The sequence below is a fragment of the Actinomadura litoris genome (genome assembly GCF_009733595.1).
Taxonomy (GTDB): domain Bacteria; phylum Actinomycetota; class Actinomycetes; order Streptosporangiales; family Streptosporangiaceae; genus Spirillospora; species Spirillospora litoris.
Genome location: NZ_WOFH01000005.1, coordinates 319382 through 338128 on the forward strand (window position 1 = coordinate 319382; position 18747 = coordinate 338128).

The following is an 18747-nucleotide window of genomic DNA, read 5'->3' on the forward strand; positions in this document are numbered from 1 at the left end:
TCCCTTTGGGTCCGCGCCCTGCCCCCTCCTCCCGTGCCCGGGGGGCGGAGCCGTGCCGTGGCGCCACGGCACGGCTCCGACCGCTGTGAGGATTTCTCAAGACCCTTCCCGCGATTTGCGGTGGTCGGTGGCCAGCGCGGCGAAGGGGAGCGGGCAGCGGGGTTCGCGTGAGCAGGCCATGAGGTCGTCGCATCCGGCGTTCAGCGCCTCGCGCAGGCTGCCGGCGATGACCTCCAGGTCGGCGATCCTGGCTTCGACCTCGGCCAGTTTGGCCTGTGCGCGCACCGCGAGACCGGTTTCCGGGGGCCGGTGGCGGTGGGCGCCGGTCTCCAGCAGCTCGCCGATCTCCTCCAGAGTGAAGCCCAGCCGCTGCGCGGTTTTGATCACCCGGAGCAGGGTCACGGTCTCGGCGGGGTACAGGCGGTGGCCGCCCAGGCTCCGCGCGGGCTCGGCGATCAGCCCCCGCCGCTCGTAGTAGCGCAGGGTCTGCGGGTTCACCCCGGCCGCCTCGGCGACCTGGCTGGAGCGCAGCCCCTCGTATCCGAACCGGGCTCCCACCATCCCGACACCTCCTCAGACTCCGGCCGTCCACGCTACGACGGCAAACCCGGGCCGGGGTACCGGATGCGAGGACTTTTACCAGGTCAGCCTGGGCCGATCCGTTCGGCGAGCGCCGCCACGACCGGTGCGTGGCCGTCGTCGGCGGCGACCTCCAGCGTCAGCGCGCCGCCTGCCGCGGTCATCGTGAAGGTGAAGAACGAGCAGCACGCGGTCTCCCGTGCCGCGAGTTCGGCGGCGCGTCCGGCCAGTTCCGGTTCGGGTCGCATGCGGAGCCGCATTCGCCCTGGCGCGATTAACGTCACTTCGGTGGCCGCCTCGGCGAACAGCGCGTCGAACTCGGCGACGCGCAATGGCCTCTGGGCCGTGGGCAACGTGCACGACGGCGGGGCCCACCCTTCGTCCTGAACCGCCGGAGTCGGACCGGTCCGCTGCTTGAACTCCATGGAACGACGGTAAGGCTGTACCTCGGTACCGGATTCAAGGTGCGGGCTCCCGCCGGCGGGGGCGTCCGCCGGCGGGAGCGCCCGGGGGTCAGTAGGTCACGTCGCTCTTCTTGCAGAGGGTCTGCTTGCCCTTGTTGTTGTAGGTGCACTTGTCGTCCAGCGTCCAGAAGTTCTTGGCGTAGGCGGAGCCGACGTAGCGGTACTTGCCGTTGAACACGCAGTAGCCGCCGCCGCCCGCCTGGATGTAGCCGAGAGCGTCGTAGACGTTGAACTTGTAGACCTTGAAGCCCTGCCCCACGCGGAGGGTGAAGTGGCGGCGCGTCTTGAGGCGCCACCGCATCGAGATGTCGGTCGACTTCTCCTGGGTCACCTGGAAGCCGACGGCCAGGTTGATGGACTTGATGGGCGCGCCGAGGGTCGCGGTGACGACGTTGGAGACCTTCTCGCCCTTCTTGATCTCGACGTTCTTCGGGCCCCAGGCCGAGGTGCGCCACGGATAGTTGTTGTTCCAGACGTACTGCGTCCGCTCGAAGTGGCGGTATTTGGCGACCCTGGAGTTCGGGACGACGCAGGGCACCTTGGCCTTCTTCGCGGAGACGTGCGTCCCGGCCGAGACCGTGGATACCTTGCTGCTGCCCGGGTCGTCCTGGAGGACCGTGGCCAGGCCGCCCCCGCCGACGGCGGTCACGGCGGTCGCGATCATCGCGATCTTCACTGCCTTGCGGGTCATGGGGGTCCTTCCGACTGTGGCTGGTGCGTCGAAAGGAACCTAAGTCCGGGACGGGTGCGCAGGTCAGAGCCCTAGGGCCCCATTGGCGGCAGGGCCTTAGGGCCCTAGGCGGGGATTCCCGTGAGGTCGGCGGAGAGCCGCCAGAGGCGCGCGGCCGCTTCCGCGTCGGCGGCCCAGGCGGCGACGCCGTTGCCGAGGACGGCGCCCGGCTCGGCGGGCTCGGCTATGTCGCCGTCCTCGCAGTAGACGCCGCCGAGGCCGTCCAGGAGGGGCGAGGTCGCGGCCCACACCTGGGTCGCCGCGCCCTGTTCGGGGGTCTTCCAGCCGGTGTTCGTGGGGCTGGCCTCGATCATCGCGGAGAGGTCGGCCAGTTCCCTCTCGGACATGTGGCGGCCCAGGGAGGTCGCGATGGTTCCGGGATGCACGGAGAACGCGCGGACTCCCGCGTCGCGGCCGAGAGCGTCCAGATGGACGGCGAACAGGGCGTTCGCTGTTTTCGCCTGGCCGTAGGCCAGCCACTTGTCGTAGCCGTTCTCGAAATGCACGTCGTCCCAGCGGATGTCGGAGAGCTGGTGGCCGTTGGAGGAGACCGACACCACCCGCGCGCCGCCGTCCGCGATCGCCGGCCAGAGGCGGTTGACCAGGGCGTGGTGCCCGAGGTGGTTGACGCCGAACTGGCTCTCCCAGCCGGGGCCGACGCGGGCCTCCGGGGACGCCATGACGCCCGCGTTGTTGATCATCAGGTCGACGGGGCGGCGGGAGGCGAGGAAGCGCTCGGCGAACGACTCGATGCTCCGCGGATCCGCGAGGTCGAGCTCCTCGATCTCGACGCCGGGGACGTCCTTCAGCGCCTCCTCGGCGGCCGGGCGGCGGCGCGCCGGGACGATCACTCGGGCGCCCGCCTGGGTGAGGGCCCGGGTCGTCGCCAGCCCGAGGCCCGAGGCTCCGCCGGTGACGACGGCGAGCCGTCCCGAGAGGTCGATGCCCGCGAGGACGTCCGCGGTGGTGCTCCGCGCGCCGAAACCCGAACCGATCTTGTGCTGCGGTGTGGTCATGGCTCGAAAGTAGGAGCTGGAGTGAACTCCAGGTCAAGCGCGAGGCGTTCCGCCATCAGCGAGAGTACGTTCCGTACGTTACGTACGTTTGGCAAGGTGGACCCATGAGGCTTCTGATGCTGGGCGGGACGGAGTTCGCAGGTCGCGCCATCACCGAGGACGCGCTCGCGCGCGGCTGGGAGGTCACCGTCTTCCACCGGGGACGCCACGATCCACCGACCGGGGCGGTGTCGCTCCACGGTGATCGTGCGGAGCCCGGCGGGTTGAAGGCGCTCGGCGAGGGGGAGTGGGACGCGGCCGTCGACACCTGGTCGGGCGCGCCGTCCGCGGTGCGGGACGCGGCGCGCCTGCTCGCCGACCGCGTCGGCCGCCACGTCTACATCTCCAGCCGGTCCGTCTACCCGTTCCCGACGGCACCCGGGCTGGGCGAGGACGCGCCCGTCGTCGACGGTTCCGCGGACGCGGGCGAGGTCGAGTACCCGCAGGCCAAGCGGGGCGGCGAGCTGGCGGCGACGGGCGCGTTCGGTGACCGGGCGCTGCTCGCCCGGGTGGGGCTGATCATCGGGCGGTACGAGAACATCGGGCGGCTGCCGTGGTGGCTCACGCGGATGGCCCGGGGCGGGAAGGTGCTGGCCCCCGGGCCGCGGAACCATGGCCTGCAATACGTCGACGTCCGCGACCTCGCGGCCTGGACATTGGACGCTATCGAGCAAGGACTCGGCGGCCCGTACAACCTCGCCGGCCCGGTCGACCACACGACGATGGGTGAATTCCTCCAAGCCTGCGCCGACGTGACCGGGAACAAGGCCGAACTGGTCTGGGCCGATCCGGAATCGATTCTCGCGGCGGGCATCGAACCGTGGATGGACCTCCCGGTCTGGCTCCAGCCCGGCGAGGTCTACGACACGATGATGCGGGCCGACGTCACCAGGGCGCTCGACTCCGGCCTTCGCAGCCGTCCGATACAGGACACGGTCGCCGACACCTGGGAATGGCTGCGGAGCATCGGCGGGCAGGCCCCGCACCGCCCCGACCGTCCGAAACTCGGATTGGATCCGGAAAAGGAAAGAGAATTCCTCGCTCACACGGAATCGGGCGAGGTCGCCGAGCCCCGCCGGAACTCGGCCTCATAACGCGCCTCGCCCAAGACCGAACGCGCGCGGGCGGCGATCCGGTCGACGTCGGTGCGTTCCGCCGGGGGCAGCGGCGCGCCGACGGACGCGCGCAGCGCCGCGGCCGTGCCGAGGAGGCGGGCGGCCTCGTCCGGCGCCCCTCCGAGGACGCGCGCCCCCGCGATGCCCTCCAGGGCGAGCGCCACGGCGCGCGGATCGCCGACCTCGCGCGCCGATTCCAGACCTTCGCGGTGCGCGGCCAGCGCGGCGGACGCGTCGCCGCGAAGCTCGGCGATGAATCCCAGCTCCGCCAGTACGAGCGCCAGTCCCGGCTCGCCCTTCTGAGTCCGGATCCAGCGCAGCCACGGCAGGAGGTGCGCCTCGGCGGTGTCCAGATCGCCGCGGTGGCGGGCGATGAGGGCCAGGCCGACCTCGGCGAAGTGCTCGGCGACCCGGTCCGAGGCGCCGACCGCGAGGCGGAGCGCGCGGCGGTGGTAGTCCTCGGCCGTGGCCGGGTCGCCGTCCAGCAGGGCGACGCGGCCGAGGCCGGAGAGGCTGAAGGACGCCTCCGTCCACAGGGGCAGCTCCTCGGCCATGCGGAGGCCGTCGCGGCGCAGCCCGGCGGCGCGGGCGTTGTCGCCGTGGATCTCGGCCAGCTCGGCGAGCGTGTTCGCGGTCTTGACGCCGCCCCAGCGGTCGCCGAGGTCGCGGAAGCTCGCGCGGCTCTCCTCGGCGTCGGCGCGCGCGGCGGCGAGGTCGGCGCGGGCCCGGTGGATGGACGCGCGGACGCTCAGCGCCGCGGCCGTGCCCCACCGGTCGCCGCGCGCGCGGAAGTCGCCGAGCGCCCGCTCGACCATGGACATCGTCAGGGCCAGGTCGCCGCAGCCGCGGTGGGCGAGGGCGAGGAACCACTGCGCCCACGGGTCGGCGTCCGGGACGTCGAACTCCACCACCGTGCCGGACAGCAGCGTGAACCCCGTCCGCCACACCTCGGCGCGGTCGCGCAGCGCGCGGTCGCCGTCGGCGGGCGCGATCGCGAGGGCCAGGTCGAGGGAGCGGCGCGCCTCGGTCAGCCTGCCGCGCAGGAGCCAGTACCAGGCGAGCGCGTCGACCAGCCGGAGCGCGTCGTCCACGGCGCCGAGCGCGGCGGCCGTGTCGAGCGCGCCGCGCAGGTTCGCGGTCTCGGCGTCCAGCAGGTCGAGGAACCGCCGCTGGTCGTGCCCGTAGAGGCGGGGCGCGGCGCGGACGGCGAGGTCGGTGTGGTGGCGCAGGTGCCGCATCCTGACCGCGTCGTGCTCGCCCGCCTCGCGGAGCCGGTCCAGGCAGTAGGCCCGGACGGACTCCAGCAGCCGGTAGCGGCCCTCCTCGGTCCGGACGACGAGGGACCGGTCGACCAGCCGGGCGAGGACGTCGAGCACGTCCAGGCCGTCCTGCGCGCAGACCGCCTCCGCCGCCTCCAGCGTGCAGCCGTCGGCGTGGACGGCGAGCCGCCGCAGCACGGTGCGCTCGGCGGCGGGCAGCGGCTCCCAGCTCCAGTCGATCATCGCGCGGAGCGTCCGCTGCCGGGCGGGGGCGTCGCGGCGCCCGGCGACGAGCAGGCGGAACCGGTCGTCCAGGCGTCCGGCCAGCTCGTGGACGCCGAGCGCGCGGACCCGGGACGCGGCGAGCTCCAGCGCGAGCGGCAGGCCGTCCAGGCTCCGGCAGATCGCCGTGATCGCCGCCCGCTCGGACGGGGACGGCGCGTAACCGGGCACGGCGGCGGCGACGCGCGCGACGAAGAGCCGCTCGGCGTCGGGCGGGTCCAGCGGCGGGACGGGCCACAGCCGCTCGCCGGAGATCCCGAGCGGCTCCTGCCCGGTGGCGAGGATCCGCAGGCCCGGCACCTCCCGCAGCAGGTGCGCGGCCAGCTCGGCGACCGGTTCGACGACGTGCTCGACGTTGTCCAGCACGAGCAGCGCGGGCCGCGCGCGGAACGCGGCCGCCAGCCGGCGCAGCGGATCGGGGGCGGCGCCCGGCAGCGGGCCGTCCTCGCGCAGGCCCAGCAGGGCGGCGAGGCCCGCGACGAGATCGGGGAGGGCGGCCGTGCCGCGGTCGAACCCGGCCAGCTCGACCAGCCAGACCTCGTCCTCGTCCTCGTTCTCGGCCGCGGCGGCCTCCAGCGCCAGCCGGGTCTTGCCGACGCCGCCGGGCCCGGTCAGCGTCACGAGGCGGCTCGTCCGCATGAGGTCGCGGACGGACGTGATCGCCGCCGTTCGCCCGATCAGCCCGGTCAGCGGCGCGGGGAGGTTCGTGCGCGGCCGGGTCGCGGAGTGGTGCAGCTCGTAGGTGGACAGGTCGAGGTCGGGGTCCTGCTTCAGGATCGCCTCGTGCAGGGCCGCCAGCTCGGGGCCGGGGTAGAGGCCGAGGTCGGCGTCCAGGCGGGCGCGCAGCTCGGCGAACCCCGCGAGCGCCTCGCTCTGGCGCCCGGCCCGGTAGAGCGCCCGCATGTGCACGGCGCGGAGCCGCTCGCGCAGCGGGTTCGCCGCGACCAGGTTCACCAGGTCGACGGCCAGCGCGGCGTGCTCGCCCAGCTCAAGCCGCGCCTCGGCGCGGTCCTCCTCCGCGACCAGGCGCTCCTCGTCCAGCTCGACGATGGCCGGGCGGACGAAGTCCGCGTCGCCGAAGTCCGCGTAGGCCGACCCCCGCCACAGCGCCAGCGCCTCGTCGAGCAGCTCCACCTTCGCACGCCGGTCGGACATCGCCCGCGCCCGCACCGCGAGCGCCCGGAACCGGAACGCGTCCACCTCGGCGCCGCCGTCGGCGGGGCCGAGGTGCAGCCGGTAGCCGGGGCGCTGCGACACGACGACGTCGCGCCCGCCGGGCTCGGCCTCCTCCAGCGCGCGCCGGAGCTGGGACACGCGCGTGTGCAGGGTGGCGATCGGGTTGCGCGGCGGATGGTCGCCGTTCCACACGTCCTCGATCAGCCGGTCGGAGGAGACGACCCGGCCCTCGTGCGCGAGGAGGTCGGCGAGCAGCGCGCGGACCTTCAGCTCGGGGACGCGCACGGGCCTTCCGTCCGCCGCCCAGACCGCGAGCGGGCCGAGCACCCCGAAACGCATGTCCGCAGACTAACGTGCCCGCGAAAATCCGCGCCCGTGAAAGCCGTGCCCGTGAAAGCCGTGCCCGTGAAAGCCGTCCGGCCTACAGGGAACCCGAAGGGGACCTGAAGCGCCCGCGGGCACGCTGGCGGCATGACTTCACAACCCACGGTCGGCCGTGAGATCCGGCTGGCGTCGCGTCCGGTGGGCGCCCCCGTCGCGGCGAACTTCCAGACCGCCGAGAGCGAGATCCCCGAGCTGGCGGACGGGCAGATCCTCGTCCGCAACACCTGGATGTCGGTGGACCCCTACATGCGCGGACGCATGGACGACGTCCCCGGCACCCTCCCGCCCTTCGCGGTCGGCGAGCCGCTCGACGGGTCCGCGGTCGGCGAGGTGATCGCCTCCCGGTCGCGGGACGTGCCCTCCGGCGCCCGCGTCTCGCACTTCCTCGGCTGGCGCGAGTACGCCGTCATGGACGCGGCGGGCGCCGCCGTCATCGACACGGACCTCGCGCCCGAGCCCGCCTACCTCGGCGCCCTCGGCATCCCGGGCCTCACCGCGTACGCCTCGCTCACGGACGTGGCCGAGGTACACGAGGGCGACGTCGTCTACGTCTCGGCCGCCGCCGGGGCGGTCGGCAGCCTCGCGGGGCAGATCGCCCGCAAGCTCGGCGCGTCCCGCGTGATCGGGTCGGCGGGCGGGCCGGAGAAGAACCGGCTGCTGCTCGACCGCTTCGGCTACGACGCGGCGCTCGACCACCGCGCCGGGCCGATCGCGCCCCAACTCGCCGCCGCCGCGCCGGACGGCATCGACGTCTACCTCGACAACGTCGGCGGCGACCACCTGGAGGCCGCGATCGGCGCGCTGCGTCCGGGCGGGCGCGCCGCGCTCGTCGGCGCGATCAGCGGGTACAACGCGACGGAGGCCGCGCCCGGCCCGTCCAACCTGTTCCGGATCGTGCAGGGCGAGCTCACGCTGCGCGGGATGCTGGTCTCCTCCTACGTCGGCCTCCTGCCCGAGTTCATCGGGAAGGCCGCGGGCTGGCTCGCCGACGGATCGCTGCGCACCGAGCAGACCGTCCTGGACGGTCTCGACCGGGCGCCCGCCGCGCTCATCGGCGTGCTGAGCGGCGCGAACACGGGGAAGATGCTCGTCCGTCTCCACTGAGCCGGACCGGCGTCCGGTGGACGCGGCGCCCCCGAGTCCGCTAGAGAGACGTGGTATGACCGCATTGGTACTCGGGCCGCACCTCCGGCACGTGAGCGCGCACACCGCGACGATCTGGGTGGAGACCGACGGCCCGTGCGAGGTCCGGGTCGTGAACGCCGAGCACGGCCTGGACGCGGCCGCCCGCACCTTCACCGCGCACGGCCACCACTACGGGCTCGTGGAGATCGACGGGCTCGACGCGGGCGCCCGGATCCCCTACGCCGTCGTCCTGGACGAGGAGACCGTCTGGCCCGAGCCCGGCGACGGCTTCCCGCCGAGCCAGATCCGGACGCTGGACCCCGAGGGCGAGCTGCGGATCTCGTTCGGGTCGTGCCGCCGCTCGCCCGGCACGCCCGAGGAGTTCGGCCACGACGCGCTCGCCGCGTTCGCCCACCGGCTGCGCGCCGGCGGCGCCGACGTCGCCTGGCCCGACATCCTGCTCATGGTCGGCGACCAGGTGTACGCCGACGAGCTGAGCGACGACATGCGCGAGTTCATCCGGTCCAGGCGCGGCCCGGACGAGCCGCCCGTGGACGAGGCCGCCGACTTCGAGGACTACACCCACCTCTACAAGCTCGCCTGGCTGCGCGACCCGGCGGTGCGGTGGCTGCTGTCCACCGTCCCCACCTTCACGATCTTCGACGACCACGACATCCGCGACGACTGGAACACCTCCTACGCCTGGCGCGAGGAGATGTGGTCGCAGCCCTGGTGGAAGGCCCGGATCACCGGCGGCATCGGCTCGTACTGGGTCTACCAGCACCTCGGGAACATGTCGCCGCGCGACCGCGCGTCCGACCCGCTCTACAAGGCGGTGCTCGACGCGTCCGGCGACGCGGGGCCGATCCTGGACGAGTTCGCCGAGCAGGCCGACAAGGAGCCCGCGAGCACCCGGTGGAGCTACGCGCACGACTGGGGCGGCACCCGGCTGATCGTCGTGGACAGCCGCTGCTCCCGGCTGCTCACCGCCGACCGCCGCGGCATGCTGGACGACGAGGAGTTCCGCTGGCTGGACGAGCAGTGCCAGGGCGGCATGGACCACCTGCTCATCGCCAGCTCGCTGCCCTACCTGCTGCCCCGCGCGATCCACCACGCCGAGGCGTGGAACGAGGCGGTCGCGGGCGGGGCGTGGGGCAGGCGGGGCGCGGCGCTCGGCGAGAAGATCCGGCAGGCCGCCGACCTGGAGCACTGGGCCGCGTTCGAGCGCTCGTTCCGCGAGGTCGCGGGCGACGTCGTCGCGGTCGGCCAGGGCGATCGGGGGCCCGCGCCCGCCAGCATCTCGTTCCTGTCCGGCGACATCCACTACTCCTACCTGGCGCGGGTCGTCGCCCCGGAGGCCCGGTCGGAGATCACCCAGATCGTCTGCTCGCCGCTGCGGAACCCGCTGATCGGCAAGTTCCGGTGGGCGAACAAGATCGTGTGCTCGCGCGCCGCCGCCGCGCCGTTCCGGGTCCTGTCGATGCTGGCGAAGGTGCCCGCGCCGCCGCTGCGCTGGCGGATGACCGACGGCCCGTGGTTCGACAACGCCATCGCGACCGTCACGCTGTCGGGACGCGAATGCGACGTGCGCTGGGAGACGCCCCGGGACGCGACGACGCTGGGGGAGATGGGCCGCGCGTCCATCACCCCGTGACGCGCCATGCGCGGTTGAAGGCGAGGTCGTAAGGATCTCCCTGGCCGAGCGTTCACCTGCTGCTTCCCGTAAAGATCATGTGGATCCGGGAGGGCCGGCGGGCCCGGCTGGTAGCGTCCGCCGCGGCCCGCCAATCTTTGTTACCGGGGAGTCGCGAACCGGCGGGGCGTCATGAAAGAGTGGCGAATCGCCGTATCGACCTACGGGGCTGGTGGGCTTCACTACGCTAGAGGCGCCCGGGGCCGCTACGCCGGCCAGCATCCCCGAGCGCAGGAAGGCGGCCGCCGCACGATGGTCACTCTCGCCGGCCCGACGGCCCCGTGTTGAGGAAGGGCGGTGCCGCATGGATCGCTGCGCCCTGTTCGTAGACGCCGGCTACCTCCTGGCCGACGGCTCCATGGCGGTACACGGAACCCGCCACCGCGAGACCGTCTCCTGGGACTTCGGCGGCCTCCTGCAACTGCTGAGCAACCTCGCGCGAGAACGCACCGGCGTGCCGCTGCTGCGCTGCTACTGGTACGAGGCCACGATCGAGGGCAGGCGCTCGGCCGAGCATGAGGCGCTCGCCGACCTGCCGGGCCTGAAACTGCGCCTCGGCCGGGTCCGGCCCGGCCGCCGCGAGGGCGTGGACATCGAGATCCACCGCGACCTGATGACGCTCGCCCGCAACGGCGCGCTCGCCGACGCCGTCGTCGTCAGCGGCGACGAGGACCTCGCCCAGGTCGTCGCCGACGCGCAGGACCTCGGCGTCCGCGTCACCGTCGTGCACGTCGCCGTCGACGGCAACTGGACGATCTCGCGCGTGCTGCGGCAGGAGTGCGACGACCTCATCGAGATCGGCTCCGGCCACCTGCGCCCCTACGTCAACCTCCTCTCGGGCGCGGAGTCCTCGTCCCCGTCCTCGCTCGGGACGAGCCCGCTGTCCAACGGGCACGGCGGCGGGACGAGCCCGATCGGGCCGCTGCGCCCCACCTCGCAGCCCGGGCCGCCGCCCTCGACGCCGGTCGTGGGGCGGCCGCCGGCGCCGCTCGTGTCGCCCTCGGTCCGCGACCTGGGCCCGGCGATGACCTCGAACTCCCCCCTGTCCGGCTCCTCGATGGGCACGGGCCCGCTGCCGCTGCCCCTGCCGGGCGGCAGCGGCGGCTCGCTCGGCTCCTCGTTCGGCAACTCGACGACGCAGCCGCCCATGCCGCTCCAGGCCGCGCCGACGCCCAGCCCCCCGTCCACGACGGCGCCGGGCCCCTCGCCGTCGTCGCCGCCCTACAACCCGCCGATCCCGGCGCCGTCCCCGCCGCCCCCGCAGTCGCCGCTGTCCTCCCAGCCCTCGCCGCTGCCGTCCAACACCTCGCAGCCGATGCCGGCGCCGTCCGCGGGGCTCCAGAGCCCGTCGCCGGGGCCCTACACCGGCCCGCAGCAGATCGCGCCCGTCCCGGCGCAGCAGAACGCCCCCACGCTCGCCGACGCGGTCAAGGCCGCGCACCAGGAGGGCCAGGACTTCGGCGAGTCCGTCGCCCGGGACGCGCCCGCGCTGTGGCTGGAGGCGGTGCTCGCGCGCAAGCCGCGCATGCCGTCCGACCTGGAGGCCCGGCTGCTCCAGGGCTCCTCGCTGCCGATCGACTTCCTCCTGCACGACGAGGTGCGGCACGCGCTGCGCCGCGGTTTCTGGGACGCCCTCGAACGTTCCCGCAGGTGAACCCCGCCCGTCCGGCGGGTTCGCGTAGGTAATTCACGATCATCATCGATTCGCCCGCTTCGGCCGCCGGGTGCCGGGTAGCGTTGAAGCGTGACGCATGTGACGGAAGACGATCTCGACGATCTGGAGTTCGACACCCTGCGCACCGGCGATCACATCTCGGCTGCCAGGCGGCTGTCCGAGCTGGCCGAGGCGGTGTCGGGCGGGGTCTCGCGCGCCAACGTGCTGCTGCGCGCGGGCGAGCAGTGGCAGCACGCGGGCGACCACGCGCGGGCGGCCGAGCTGTACCGCAGGGCGCTGGAGGACGGCGGCGAGGTCTACGGCGACCCGCGCGCCTACCTCGCCGACGCGCTGTTCGAGCTGGGCCGGGTCGAGGAGGCGCGCGGCCTGGTCGAGCAGATCCGCGCCGACCGGCCCCGCGATCCCGAGGTGTACCGGGCCGTCGCCGAGGTGCTGTACGCGCAGGGCGACACCTCCGGCGCGCACGAATGGGCCACGAGCGGCGCCGACGTCGTCCTCGCCCTGCGCGACCGGGCCGTCGGCACCGGCATCGGCGGCGGGCCCGACGAGGCGCCCGCGCCGCCGCCCGAGTCGCTGACGCCGGGCCCCGACGACGTGGCCCTGGCCGAGGACAGCCTCGAAGCCCTCCTGCGGCTGCGCTACCGCGCCCGCATCGACCTGGGCCGCGCCGAGGACGACTACGACGCGCTGCTGGACGACCTGCTGAAGAACGACGCCTGATCAGAGCGTGCTGACCAGCTCGCTGAGCGACTGCGCGACGGCGGCCGGGGGCTCGTGCTCCACGACCGTCCAGCCCCGCAGCCCCGCCTGCCTGACCGCCTGGTCACGTCCGGACGAGGCACTCCGGTCGGCGTGCGTCCGCAGGTACCCGCACGGTGCCTCAGGCCAGTCGGGCGGGATGGGGACCTGCTCATGATCATGGGCGCCCTGCGGCCGGGGCAGCGCGGCGTCGACGAACACATACCCGCCGACCATCCGGTGCGCCGCCCGCTGGGCCAGCGCGACCGCCGGCAGCAGCGGCCCCGCGTCCCCGTGCGCCACCAGGACGAGCGGCACCTCCGGCCCGGACGCCGTGATGATCAGCGACACCCGCGCGACGTACCGGGACCCGCTCTCGGCCACGTCCGGCGCGATCACGTCGAGCCCGTAGGAACGCAGCATCTCCGGCAGGTCGCCCCAGGACGCGGCGGTCGCGCCGGGCGCGTGCAGCAGGACGAGGGATCCGGGGGTCACGTCCACATCCTCGTCATGCCCTCACCGTAGCGAACCCCGGCGGGCCCAATAGGGTTTCCTTCCGTGAGCGATCGTGATGACCTGCTGAACGCAATCAAGGGCAAGGCCGTCGTGCACGGCGACTTCGTGCTCTCCTCCGGCAAGCGCGCGTCCTGGTACGTGGACCTGCGCCGCGTGACCCTGGACGGGGCGATCGCGCCGCTCGTCGGGCGGGTGATGCTCGACGCGACCGCCGACCTCGACTACGAGGCCGTGGGCGGCCTCACCCTCGGCGCGGACCCGGTCGCCACCGCGATGCTGCACGCCGCCGCCGCCCGGGGCCGTCACCTCGACGCGTTCGTCGTCCGCAAGGCGGGCAAGGCCCACGGCCTGCAACGCCGCATCGAGGGCCCGGACGTGGAGGGCCGCCGCGTCCTCGCGGTGGAGGACACCTCGACGACGGGCGGCAGCGTCCTGACCGCCGTCGAGGCCCTCCGCGAGGCCGGCGCCGAAGTGGTGGCCGTGGCGACGATCCTGGAACGCGGCGCCGCCGACCGCATCGCCGCCGAAAACCTGGAATACCGCCACCCCTACGACATAACCGACCTCTCCCTCTAACCCGACGACGCGCCGCCGATCAACGCGGCCAGGTCGAGCCGATCGCCGCGAACCTCGGCGAGCCACGAGTCGTGGACGTACTCGAAATCGAGGGTGCGCGTGTCGAACAGCCCAATGCTGCCCGGCGCGACCCGCTGACGAGGATTGACCGGCGTCGAGTCCCTCAGGTCGCGCTTGGGCGGAATGAGCTGGGCGAGGGCATAGGAGACCGTCGCCCCATAGCGGCGTGGCCCGTTCTGGTGGTGGTAGTGCCCGCTGACGTGCAGGCGGGGCTGAAGGCGCTCGATCAGGCGACTCAGCTTCCTCGACCCCTGCGTGACCCCGCGCCAGGAGGACATGCCGTACGGTCCGTCATGGGTGACCAGAACATCCACGCTCCCGGGCTCGGCGGCCAGAAGGCGGTCATGGGCGTCCGGGTCGAGGTCCATATAGCCGTCCAGCTCGACCCTCCCCAAAAAGGCCACTCGCTGTCCCGCGACCTCGGCGATGTGCCCGCAGACGACATGCTGGAAGACGCCCAACGGGTCCACGGGCGTCACGGCACCGCGCCCCCGATGCAGTCCCGCGAGCCATTCATGGTCCTCATGGTTGCCACTGAGGAAGAGCAGCGGGGGAATCTCCCCAAGCGCCATACGAACACCCTCACCCAGCCGCGAAGAGGGATCCAACAGACGAAAGAAATCACTCTGTGCCGGACCTTCGGCGCCGAACCGGCGACTGGGCTCGTCCCACCGCTCAGCCGAGGGAAAGGCGCCCAGATCCCCGACCTGGATCACAGCGTCGAGCCTGATCCGCCGATGCCGGGCCAGCAACACGGCCGCCCCTAACGCATGCAACACACACCCATGCACATCACCAAGAAACGCAACCTTCATCCGACCTCCACGAACCGGCTGGGCGGACAGGCGAGCTTACGCGGCGGAGGCCGTTGGCCGGGTTACGGCCCGCGGACGTGGCGATGTCCTCGCCACGTCGCTGTGGGGACGCCGCCCGCGGTAATCCGTTTCGGGTGACCACGGCCCTCTGCCAGCATGAAGCCCATGCGCCACCCTTTTGACACGCTGGACTGGCCGATCCCTACCGCCCGACTCCTGCTGCGCCGGGCCACCCCCGACGACCTGGAAGCGACCTGGACCTTCCGGCAACTGCCGGAGACCCAGGAATGGATCGGGGCCGCCCTGACGGCATACGACGACTACCGTGAGCACTTTCTCCACGACGAGCGGCTCGCGGAGCTGCTCATCGTCGAACTGGACGGCCGCGTAGTCGGCGATCTGACGCTGCGGGTCCAGGACGCTTGGGCCCAGAAGGAGGTCGCCGACCAGGCGAAAGGCGTTCAAGGAGAGCTCGGCTGGACGTTGGACCCCTCCTACGGCGGCAAGGGCTACGCGACCGAAGCGGTGCGCGCCCTCATCGGCCTCGCCTTCGGGAGGCTCGGCCTGCGCCGCCTGCGCGCCGACTGCTTCTACGACAACGAACCCTCGTGGCGGCTGATGGAACGGGTCGGGATGCGCCGCGAACAGCACACGGTGAAGGACTCACTCCACCGCGCCAGGGGATGGCTCGACGGTCTCTCATACGCACTCCTGGCCGAGGAATGGCCCGCTCCCAAGTGACGAACCGCCCCGCTATCCGACCCCAGTGGAGGCGGCTTTCCGGAGGACTTGAGGCGGAGTATTCACGATGACCATGCTGCCGCTTTGTTCATGGTCGAACCTCCGTCAGGGGCTCTTCTCGATGAACAGCACTCCGTCCGCACCCGCTGACGGTCCGCTTACTCTCTTGAACGGGCATCTCCAGCGGTGGTCAGTTCGCAGCGGCCGTTGTTGCAGGTGCGTTGCAGGCGGCCTCTGGAGATGGTTTGGATCAGGCCGATCGTCCAGCAGGTCGGGCAGCCGCGCAGGGCCAGGAGGCCGAGCGGTGCCAGGAGGAGGGTTGCCGGGCCGAGCAGCGGTATGAGGGCGAAGGCGGCGATCAGGGCGCCGAAGCCCACTGCGCCGCGTAGCAGGTGCCGGGGGAGTGATGTGCTTGCGAAGCTGCTGGTCATTGTCCCGCCGAGTGGAGTGTGTGGTGGACGGCCGCCCGGGCGCGGTGGAGGCGTGACTTCATCGCGGGAAGGCTGAGGCCGAGGGCGTCGGCGACCATGCGGCCGCTGTGGCCCTGGACGTCGCGCATGATCAGGACCTGGCGCTGGTCGGCGGGCAGGGCGGCGATCGCGGCGGCGATGCGTCCGGCCTCCAGGCGTTGGAGGGCTTCGTCCTCGGCCGAGTCCGTGAGGATGTCGGCTGTGCCGAGGTCGACCGGGACGTCGCGGCGTAGGCGTCGCAGGCATTCGTTGCGGACGATGCGGAACATCCACGAGGCGAGCGCGCTGGAGGCGCGGAGTGTGCCGATCTTCCGGTAGAGGATGATCAGCGCTTCTTGCGCGGCGTCCTCGGCGTCTTCCGGCGAGGCGCAGAGGGTGCGGGCGAATCTGCGCACGTGGGGGTGCGAGCCCGACACCAGAGCGGTGATCGACTCCACGTCACCGCGCCGGGCGGCGGCGATGAGCCGCTCGCCCGGCCAGGTCGTCTCAGCCACGGGAGCGGCTCCGCCGCCGCAGGACCGTGACCGTGCACGCGCAGATCAGCACGGCCACGCCGATTCCGGCACCGATGACCATCATGACGACCTCCCAGTTCGGTTCGCCGCTGCACGCGGTTCGCCTATGAGAGGGGTGAAGCCGTCCAAAGGATTCAGACGGATTACTTCGTCAGGGACAGGCCGCTGGACGGGGTCACCGACAGGCGGTCGGCGGGCTCGTCCAGGTCGACGACCACCTCGTCGCCGTCCTTGACCTCGCCCGCGAGGAGTTCGCGGGCCAACTGGTCGCCGATCGCCGTCTGGACGAGGCGCCGCAGCGGCCGCGCCCCGTACAGCGGGTCGTAGCCGGTCAGGGCCAGCCATTCGCGGGCCGCGTCGGTGACGCGGAGGGCGAGCCGGCGCTCGGCGAGGCGTTCGGCGAGCTTGTCGACCTGGAGGTCCACGATGCGGGTCAGCTCGTCGGTCGAGAGGGCGTCGAACAGGAGGACGTCGTCCAGGCGGTTGAGGAACTCCGGCTTGAACGAGCCGCGGACGGCGTTCCAGACGGCCTCGCGTTTCGCGCCGTTCTCCAGGGTCGGGTCGACGAGGAACTGCGAGCCGATGTTGGAGGTGAGGATCAGGATCGTGTTGCGGAAGTCGACCGTGCGGCCCTGGCCGTCGGTGAGGCGACCGTCGTCGAGCACCTGGAGGAGGATGTCGAACACCTCGGGGTGCGCCTTCTCGACCTCGTCCAGCAGGATGACCGAGTACGGGCGGCGGCGGACGGCCTCGGTGAGCTGGCCGCCCTCCTCGTAGCCGACGTAGCCGGGGGGCGCGCCGACCAGGCGGGCGACGCTCTGCTTCTCGGAGTACTCGCTCATGTCGATGCGGGTCATCGCCCGCTCGTCGTCGAACAGGAACTCCGCGAGCGCCTTGGCCAGCTCGGTCTTGCCGACGCCGGTCGGGCCGAGGAACAGGAACGAGCCCGTCGGACGGTCGGGGTCGGAGATCCCGGCGCGGGCGCGGCGCACCGCGTCCGACACCGTGCGGACCGCGGAGTGCTGGCCGATGAGGCGGCGGCCCAGCTCGTCCTCCATGCGGAGCAGCTTGGCGGTCTCGCCTTCGAGGAGGCGCCCGGCGGGGATGCCCGTCCAGGAGGCGACGACGTCGGCGACGTCGTCGGGGCCGACCTCCTCCTTCACCATCGCGTCGCGGTTCTCGGCCGCCTCCGACGCCTCCTCCAGCTGCTTCTCCAGCTCGGGGATCTCGCCGTAGGTGAGCCGCGCGGAGGTCTCCAGGTCGCCGTCGCGCTGGGCGCGCTCGGCCTCGCCGCGCAGCTGGTCGATGCGCTCCTTGATCTCGCCGACGCGGTTCAGCCCGGCCTTCTCCTGCTCCCACCGGCCGACCAGGCCGTTGAGCTGCTCCTGCTTGTCGGCGAGGTCGGCGCGGAGCCGTTCGAGGCGCTGCCTGGACGGCTCGTCGGTCTCCTTGGCGAGGTTCAGCTCCTCCATCTTCAGCCGGTCCACGGCGCGCTGCAGCTCGTCGATCTCGACGGGACGGGAGTCGATCTCCATGCGGAGCCGGGAGGCGGCCTCGTCCACCAGGTCGATGGCCTTGTCGGGCAGGAACCGGGAGGTGATGTAGCGGTCCGACAGCGTCGCCGCCGCCACCAGCGCCGAGTCGTTGATCTGCACCTTGTGGTGCGCCTCGTAGCGGCCCTTCAGCCCGCGCAGGATCGCGACCGTGTCCTGCACCGACGGCTCCCCGACCAGCACCTGCTGGAAGCGGCGCTCCAGGGCCGGGTCCTTCTCGATGCGCTCGCGGTACTCGTCCAGCGTGGTCGCGCCGATCATGCGCAGCTCGCCGCGGGCCAGCATCGGCTTCAGCATGTTGCCCGCGTCCATCGCGCCCTCGGCGGCGCCCGCGCCGACGACCGTGTGCAGCTCGTCGATGAACGTGACGACCTGCCCGCCGCTCTCCTTGATCTCGTTCAGGACGGCCTTCAGCCGCTCCTCGAACTCGCCGCGGAACTTCGCGCCCGCCACCATCGCGGCGAGGTCCAGCGAGACCAGCCGCTTGCCGCGCAGCGACTCGGGGACGTCGCCCGCGACGATCCGCTGCGCGAGGCCCTCGACGACGGCGGTCTTGCCGACGCCCGGCTCGCCGATCAGCACCGGGTTGTTCTTCGTGCGGCGGGAGAGCACCTGGACGACGCGGCGGATCTCGGCGTCCCGCCCGACGACGGGGTCGAGCCGTCCGTCGCGGGCGGCGGCGGTGAGGTCGACGCCGTACTTCTCCAGCGACTGGTAGGTGCCCTCGGGGTTCTCGCTGGTGACGCGGGCGTGCCCGCGGACCTTCTCGAACGCGTCCAGCAGCGCCTCGGGCGTCGCGCCGACCTCCTTGAGCAGCCCGGCGGCCGGACCGCCGTCGGCGGCGAGGCCGACGAGCAGGTGCTCGGTCGAGACGTACTCGTCCTCAAGCTGCCGGGCGCGGTTGCCCGCGGTGTTGATCGCCCGCTGGAGCTGGCCGGACAGCCGGGGCGTCGCGACCGTCGAGCCCGCCGCCCGCGGCTTGGCCGCGAGCTGCTCCTCGGCCTGCCGCCGGACGGCCTGCCAGTCGGCCCCGACCGCCTCCAGCAGCGGCACCGCCGTGCCCTCGGGCAGCCCGATCAGCGCCACCAGCAGGTGCTGCGGCTCCACCTCGGGATGTCCCTCGGCCGCCGCCCTGCGGACCGCGACCGACACCGCCTCCTGACTCTTCTGCGTGAGCTTGATGTCCACGATTCCCCTCTCGATCTGGGGGGACGACCCCCCAGACC

17 protein-coding genes are annotated in these 18747 nt (G+C 72.7%); 7 read left to right on the forward strand and 10 right to left on the reverse strand.

The genetic code is table 11. The features are described 5' to 3' along the window. Nucleotides 1-96: 96 nt before the first annotated feature. From GNZ18_RS16235 to GNZ18_RS16250, 4 genes are all read right to left on the reverse strand, one after another. Complete coding sequence (locus GNZ18_RS16235; protein WP_156217295.1) at nt 97-561, reverse strand: MerR family transcriptional regulator; 465 nt, start codon at nt 559-561, stop codon at nt 97-99. An 83-nt stretch (nt 562-644) separates the two neighbouring features. Further along, complete coding sequence (locus tag GNZ18_RS16240) at nt 645-1004, reverse strand: hypothetical protein (RefSeq protein WP_156217296.1); 360 nt, start codon at nt 1002-1004, stop codon at nt 645-647. Between the two features lie 88 nt (nt 1005-1092). Beyond that, entirely contained in the window at nt 1093-1734 is a 642-nt protein-coding gene (locus GNZ18_RS16245) for a hypothetical protein (RefSeq protein ID WP_156217297.1), read from the reverse strand. Nucleotides 1735-1838: 104 nt separating this feature from the next. Continuing rightward, on the reverse strand, nt 1839-2789 hold the full coding sequence (locus GNZ18_RS16250; protein WP_156217298.1) for an SDR family NAD(P)-dependent oxidoreductase: 951 nt from the start codon (nt 2787-2789) through the stop codon (nt 1839-1841). A 104-nt stretch (nt 2790-2893) separates the two neighbouring features. Here GNZ18_RS16250 and GNZ18_RS16255 point away from each other — a divergent pair, with 104 nt between their 5' ends. Continuing rightward, the gene (locus GNZ18_RS16255) at nt 2894-3922 is read left to right on the forward strand and encodes an NAD-dependent epimerase/dehydratase family protein (RefSeq protein WP_156217299.1); all 1029 of its coding nucleotides are present in this window, start codon (nt 2894-2896) and stop codon (nt 3920-3922) included. On the opposite strand, the gene GNZ18_RS16260 is transcribed toward GNZ18_RS16255, so the two are convergent. After that, entirely contained in the window at nt 3871-6999 is a 3129-nt protein-coding gene (locus GNZ18_RS16260) for an ATP-binding protein (RefSeq protein ID WP_156217300.1), read from the reverse strand. The genes GNZ18_RS16255 and GNZ18_RS16260 overlap by 52 nt on opposite strands. 132 nt (nt 7000-7131) lie before the next feature. On the opposite strand from GNZ18_RS16260, the gene GNZ18_RS16265 reads away from it, so the two are divergent. From GNZ18_RS16265 to GNZ18_RS16280, 4 genes are all read left to right on the forward strand, one after another. Beyond that, nucleotides 7132-8148, forward strand: coding sequence for an NADP-dependent oxidoreductase (locus GNZ18_RS16265; protein WP_156217301.1), 1017 nt, complete (start codon nt 7132-7134; stop codon nt 8146-8148). Between the two features lie 55 nt (nt 8149-8203). Then, nucleotides 8204-9823, forward strand: coding sequence for an alkaline phosphatase D family protein (locus tag GNZ18_RS16270; RefSeq protein WP_156217302.1), 1620 nt, complete (start codon nt 8204-8206; stop codon nt 9821-9823). Nucleotides 9824-10166: 343 nt separating this feature from the next. Beyond that, the gene (locus GNZ18_RS16275) at nt 10167-11516 is read left to right on the forward strand and encodes an NYN domain-containing protein (protein WP_156217303.1); all 1350 of its coding nucleotides are present in this window, start codon (nt 10167-10169) and stop codon (nt 11514-11516) included. 90 nt (nt 11517-11606) lie between these two features. Then, complete coding sequence (locus GNZ18_RS16280) at nt 11607-12257, forward strand: tetratricopeptide repeat protein (RefSeq protein WP_242883360.1); 651 nt, start codon at nt 11607-11609, stop codon at nt 12255-12257. Here GNZ18_RS16280 and GNZ18_RS16285 read toward each other — a convergent pair whose 3' ends face one another. Continuing rightward, nucleotides 12258-12770 (reverse strand): lipase family protein, encoded by a 513-nt coding sequence (locus GNZ18_RS16285; protein WP_312874560.1) that lies wholly within the window; start codon nt 12768-12770, stop codon nt 12258-12260. Nucleotides 12771-12833: 63 nt separating this feature from the next. Between GNZ18_RS16285 and pyrE the strand changes: the two genes are divergently transcribed. Further along, nucleotides 12834-13367 (forward strand): orotate phosphoribosyltransferase, encoded by a 534-nt coding sequence (gene pyrE / locus GNZ18_RS16290; RefSeq protein ID WP_312874561.1) that lies wholly within the window; start codon nt 12834-12836, stop codon nt 13365-13367. On the opposite strand, the gene GNZ18_RS16295 is transcribed toward pyrE, so the two are convergent. After that, nucleotides 13364-14242, reverse strand: coding sequence for a metallophosphoesterase family protein (locus GNZ18_RS16295; RefSeq protein ID WP_156217304.1), 879 nt, complete (start codon nt 14240-14242; stop codon nt 13364-13366). The two genes, pyrE and GNZ18_RS16295, sit on opposite strands and share 4 nt — an antisense overlap. Nucleotides 14243-14407: 165 nt before the next feature. Between GNZ18_RS16295 and GNZ18_RS16300 the strand changes: the two genes are divergently transcribed. Then, nucleotides 14408-14983, forward strand: coding sequence for a GNAT family N-acetyltransferase (locus GNZ18_RS16300; protein ID WP_156217305.1), 576 nt, complete (start codon nt 14408-14410; stop codon nt 14981-14983). A 158-nt stretch (nt 14984-15141) separates the two neighbouring features. Here GNZ18_RS16300 and GNZ18_RS16305 read toward each other — a convergent pair whose 3' ends face one another. From GNZ18_RS16305 to clpB, 3 genes are all read right to left on the reverse strand, one after another. Beyond that, nucleotides 15142-15414 (reverse strand): hypothetical protein, encoded by a 273-nt coding sequence (locus GNZ18_RS16305; protein ID WP_156217306.1) that lies wholly within the window; start codon nt 15412-15414, stop codon nt 15142-15144. Continuing rightward, nucleotides 15411-15947: a sigma-70 family RNA polymerase sigma factor gene (locus GNZ18_RS16310; RefSeq protein WP_312874562.1), complete on the reverse strand. Its 537-nt coding sequence runs from the start codon at nt 15945-15947 to the stop codon at nt 15411-15413. Before GNZ18_RS16310 ends, GNZ18_RS16305 begins: the two co-directional genes overlap by 4 nt. Nucleotides 15948-16111: 164 nt before the next feature. Then, nucleotides 16112-18709 (reverse strand): ATP-dependent chaperone ClpB, encoded by a 2598-nt coding sequence (gene clpB / locus GNZ18_RS16315; RefSeq protein ID WP_312874563.1) that lies wholly within the window; start codon nt 18707-18709, stop codon nt 16112-16114. Nucleotides 18710-18747 lie beyond the last annotated feature (38 nt).